The sequence below is a fragment of the Paludibacterium sp. genome, assembly GCF_019232825.1.
Lineage (GTDB): Bacteria > Pseudomonadota > Gammaproteobacteria > Burkholderiales > Chromobacteriaceae > Paludibacterium.
The window spans coordinates 1-4,353 of the sequence record NZ_JAFAND010000063.1; the positions used below are offsets into that span (position 1 = coordinate 1).

Annotated in this window: 5 protein-coding genes; all 5 read left to right on the plus strand. The window is 62.9% G+C overall.

All coding sequences use genetic code 11. The annotated features are described in order from the left end of the window. Positions 1-1,422: tRNA uridine-5-carboxymethylaminomethyl(34) synthesis enzyme MnmG (mnmG, locus tag JOZ06_RS08180; RefSeq protein ID WP_293231143.1), on the plus strand; the 1,422-nt coding region annotated here is incomplete at its 5' end. A 57-nt stretch (positions 1,423-1,479) separates the two neighbouring features. Then, positions 1,480-2,106: a 16S rRNA (guanine(527)-N(7))-methyltransferase RsmG gene (gene rsmG / locus JOZ06_RS08185; RefSeq protein ID WP_293231154.1), complete on the plus strand. Its 627-nt coding sequence runs from the start codon at positions 1,480-1,482 to the stop codon at positions 2,104-2,106. Then, positions 2,103-2,894, plus strand: coding sequence for a ParA family protein (locus JOZ06_RS08190; RefSeq protein WP_293231145.1), 792 nt, complete (start codon positions 2,103-2,105; stop codon positions 2,892-2,894). Before rsmG ends, JOZ06_RS08190 begins: the two co-directional genes overlap by 4 nt. Positions 2,895-2,897: 3 nt before the next feature. Further along, positions 2,898-3,743 carry a ParB/RepB/Spo0J family partition protein gene (locus JOZ06_RS08195; RefSeq protein WP_293231148.1) on the plus strand — a complete coding sequence of 282 codons (846 nt, stop codon included), beginning with the start codon at positions 2,898-2,900 and terminating at the stop codon, positions 3,741-3,743. A gap of 90 nt (positions 3,744-3,833) precedes the next feature. Further along, positions 3,834-4,193, plus strand: coding sequence for an ATP synthase subunit I (locus JOZ06_RS08200; protein ID WP_293231151.1), 360 nt, complete (start codon positions 3,834-3,836; stop codon positions 4,191-4,193). Positions 4,194-4,353: the final 160 nt, after the last annotated feature.

The following is a 4,353-nucleotide window of genomic DNA, read 5'->3' on the forward strand; positions in this document are numbered from 1 at the left end:
GGGCGGTCGGGCGAGCCTGCGAGTGTGCTGCTCGGTGAGAGCCTGAAGAAGCTCGGCCTGCGTGAGACCCGGTTGAAGACCGGCACGCCGCCACGCCTCGACGGGCGCACCATCGATTACAGCCGCTGCATCGAACAGCCCGGCGACGGCATGGTGGAGACCGGCGAGCCCGGTCGTGCGAGCGCGAGCCACGAGGGTGTTCCGGTGTTCAGCTATCTGGGGCGGGCGTCCATGCATCCGGACCAGCTGCCGTGCTGGGTCACGCATACGAACGAACGCACCCACGAGATCATCCGCAGCGGCTTCGACCGCAGCCCCATGTTCACGGGCAAGATCGAAGGGGTGGGGCCGCGCTATTGCCCCAGCGTCGAAGACAAGATCAACCGCTTCGCCGACAAGGACAGCCATCAGATCTTCCTCGAGCCGGAAGGTCTGGACACGCACGAGTACTACCCTAACGGCATTTCGACCAGTCTGCCGTTCGACATCCAGCTGGCGGCGGTGCATAGCATCCCCGGCTTGGAGAATGCCCACATCCTGCGCCCCGGCTATGCGATCGAATACGACTATTTCGATCCGCGCGGGTTGAAATCGACCTTCGAAACCAAGGCGATCCACGGGCTGTTTTTCGCCGGCCAGATCAACGGCACCACCGGCTACGAGGAAGCGGCGGCCCAAGGGCTGTTCGCCGGCATGAACGCCGCCTTGCTCGCCCGCGGCGAGGAGGGCTGGTGCCCGCGCCGCGACGAGGCGTATCTGGGTGTGCTGGTCGACGACCTGATCACCAAGGGCGTGTCCGAGCCGTACCGCATGTTCACCAGCCGGGCCGAGTTCCGTCTGCAACTGCGCGAGGACAACGCCGATCTGCGCCTGACCGAGGCGGGCCGGCGCTATGGCCTGGTCGGCGACGCGCAGTGGGACGCCTTCTGCCGCAAGCGCGATGCCGTCGAGGCGGAAAAAGCGCGCCTCAAGGCTACCTGGGTGCACCCTGCCCGCAGCGACCAGGCGCTGATCGCCGCCTTGCTCGGTCGGCCGATCGAACGCGAGTACAATCTGCACGATCTGCTGAAGCGGCCGGACGTCACCTATGCGGCGTTGATGACGCTGCCCGAGGCGCAGGGCGGCGTCGATGATGATGTGGTTGCCGAGCAGGTGGAAATTCAGGTCAAATACCAAGGCTACATCGACCGACAGAACGATGAGCTGGCGCGGCGCGACAATCTCGACGACGTGCGCCTGCCGGCCGACATCGACTACGCCCAGGTCTCCGGGCTGTCGAAGGAAGTGCAGCAGAAGCTCAACGGCCAGCGTCCGGAAACCCTGGGGCAAGCCTCGCGCATCCAGGGTGTGACGCCGGCCGCCATCGCCTTGCTGATGGTGCATCTGAAACGCGGATTCGGTGACGCCAAAAAAACCGCGTAACGACAATAGGGGCGCGGCGGCGCCCCGCGACTCGTGACTCAACGAGGGGTGAGCAAAATAAATACAATCAGTGAACTCTCTTCCGGGCTGGAGCAGATCGGCCTCGACCTGAGCGCGCGCCAGCTGGCCGCGCTCGATGCCTATCTGGCCCTGCTGGCCAAGTGGAATCAAACCTACAATCTCACCGCCGTGCGCGAAACCGAGCGCATGGTGAGCTACCACCTGCTCGACAGCCTGACGCTGGTGCCGCATCTGGCCGGCGGCACGCGTCTGTTGGACGTGGGTTCCGGCGGCGGCATGCCGGGCATTCCGGCGGCGATCGCCCGCCCGGACCTGCAGGTGGTGGTGTTGGACGCCAACCACAAAAAGACAACTTTCTTGCGTCAAGCCGTAATCGAGTTGAAACTGCCCAATGTCGAGGTGGTTACCGAGCGGGTTGAGCTGTTCAAACCGTCGGCGCCGTTCGACCGGATTACCAGCCGCGCGTTTGCCGAGCTGGCCGAATTCGTCAAATTGACCCGCCATCTATTGGCCCCTGGCGGCCAGTTCGTGGCGATGAAGGGCGTTTATCCGTACGAGGAGATCGCCCAATTGCCCGCCGACATCGCGGTCAGCGAAGTGGTGCCGGTCAGCGTGCCCGGCCTCGATGCCGAGCGTCATCTGGTGAGAATGGTGATGCAATGATGAGCCGCATAATCGCGGTCGCCAACCAAAAGGGCGGCGTCGGAAAAACCACCACCGTGGTCAACCTGGCCGCGAGTCTGGCCGAGCTCGGCCGGCGGGTGCTGATCGTCGACCTCGACCCGCAGGGCAATGCCACGATGGGCAGCGGCATCGCCAAGCAAAACCTCCATCACAGCGTTTACCACGTGCTGCTCGGCCACGCCGACGCGCGCGAGGTGCGTCAGCGCGCCAAGGAGGGCGGCTACGACGTGCTGCCCGCCAACCGCGACCTGGCCGGCGCCGAAATCGAGCTGGTGCAGGAATTGGCGCGCGAGCAGCGGCTGAAGAACGCGTTGGCCGAGCTCGACGACCTGTACGACTACATTCTGATCGACTGCCCGCCGTCGCTGAACCTGCTGACCCTCAACGGGCTCGTGGCGGCCAGCAGCGTGCTCATCCCGATGGTGTGCGAGTACTACGCGCTCGAAGGGCTGTCCGATCTGGTCGGCACGCTGCGCAAGGTGCGCGCCGCCGTCAATCCCCGCATCGAGATTCTCGGCCTGCTGCGCACCATGTTCGACGCGCGCAGCAATTTGTCGCAGCAGGTGGCCGACCAGCTGGCGCAGCACTTCCGCAACAAGGTGTTCGAGACCGTCATTCCGCGCAACATCCGCTTGGCCGAGGCGCCGAGCCATGGCCTGCCGGGATTGGTTTACGACCGCACCGCGCGCGGCGCGCAGGCGTATTTAACGTTGGCGGGCGAATTGCTGACCCGTCTTGAATCTGAACCCGCACAAGTTACCCACTAAATCATGGTCAAACTCAAAGGACTCGGACGCGGCCTCGATGCGCTGCTGTCCGTTGCCGACACGGCGGAAGACCGTTTGCAGACGCTCGCCATCGATCTGATCCGCCCGGGCAAGTATCAGCCCCGCTCGCGCATGAACGAGGCGGCGCTGAACGAACTGGCCGACTCGATCCGCGCCCAGGGGGTGATCCAGCCCGTGGTCGTGCGCGAGATCGGTTTTGGCGAATACGAACTGATCGCCGGCGAACGGCGCTGGCGCGCGGCGCGCATCGCAGGCCTCGGCGAGCTGCCGGCGGTGATCAAGACCGTGCCGGACGAAGCGGCGCTGGCCATGGCGCTGATCGAAAATATTCAACGGCAGGAGTTGGACGCCATTGAAGAGGCGCAGGGCATTCAGCGGCTAATTAATGAATTTGGCATGAGCCACGAATCCGCGGCTGAAGCGTTAGGACGTTCGCGTAGCGCGGTGTCCAACCTGCTGCGTTTGCTGGCGTTGCCGGAGGCCATTCAATCCATGCTGCATGACGGTTTGCTGGAAATGGGACACGCCCGCGCGCTGTTGCCGCTGCCGGCGCCGCGCCAGCTGAAACTGGCGGAAGAAGCGGCCAAGCACGGCTGGTCGGTGCGCGAGGTCGAGCGCCGCGTGCAGCAAGACGGGCGCCCGGCGCCGGTGCGTCCGCAGCAGGACCCGGATATTAGGCGCCTGGCCGATACGCTGGCCGAGCACCTGGGCGCCGGCGTGGCCATCCGCCATGGAAAGGCTGGAAAAGGCAAAATTACAATTGAATATTCTTCCGTCGCGGCTTTGGAGGGGATATTAGAAAAACTGCAAGTAAAATCAATGGAATGATCTTTTGTTACAAGCAGTTTCAAGCGGCCGCTCGGTTGACTGATCTTCCATGCCAGGCCTATAATCGTGCGATTTTTCACAAAATCGGACATGAATAATCCGGAAGTAATGCGGGTGCTGCGCTTGCAGCTCAAGCTCACACTGGCTGCTGTGGCGCTGAGCGCGATCCTCGGGGGGGGGCGCCTCAATATCATGGTATCGACGCTCCTGGGGGGGCTGTCTGCGTTGATACCCGCCTGGGTCTATAGCCGGATTGCCTATGCCAAGCGCCATGTGCCGCCTAGCGTCCTGATGCGGGCGCATTTCCGCGGCGAGGCGGTCAAGTTCATGCTGACCGTGGCGATGTTCGGTTGCGTGCTGCTGTACTACAGAAATTTTTCCGTGGCCGGGTTGTTTTGCGGTTACTTTGCCGCCATCTCCGGCTATTGGTTCGGGCTTTTAATTAAATAAACAGAGAAAAGCGCAATGGCAAGCAACGCATCTGAGTATATCAAGCACCATTTGACGTTCTGGAATTCCGCCGATGGTTTTTCGAGCGTCCACATCGATACCTTCTCCGTTTCCCTGTTCCTCGGTTTCGTCTTTGCCCTCGTGTTGTCCTACGTGGCGC

Excerpts from the sequence above, each read along its gene's own strand:
- JOZ06_RS08190 (WP_293231145.1), top strand. The coding sequence starts at position 2,103 with ATGATGAGCCGCATAATCGCGGTCGCCAACCAAAAGGGCGGCGTCGGA.
- JOZ06_RS08200 (WP_293231151.1), top strand. The coding sequence starts at position 3,834 with ATGAATAATCCGGAAGTAATGCGGGTGCTGCGCTTGCAGCTCAAGCTC.
- JOZ06_RS08195 (WP_293231148.1), top strand. The coding sequence starts at position 2,898 with ATGGTCAAACTCAAAGGACTCGGACGCGGCCTCGATGCGCTGCTGTCC.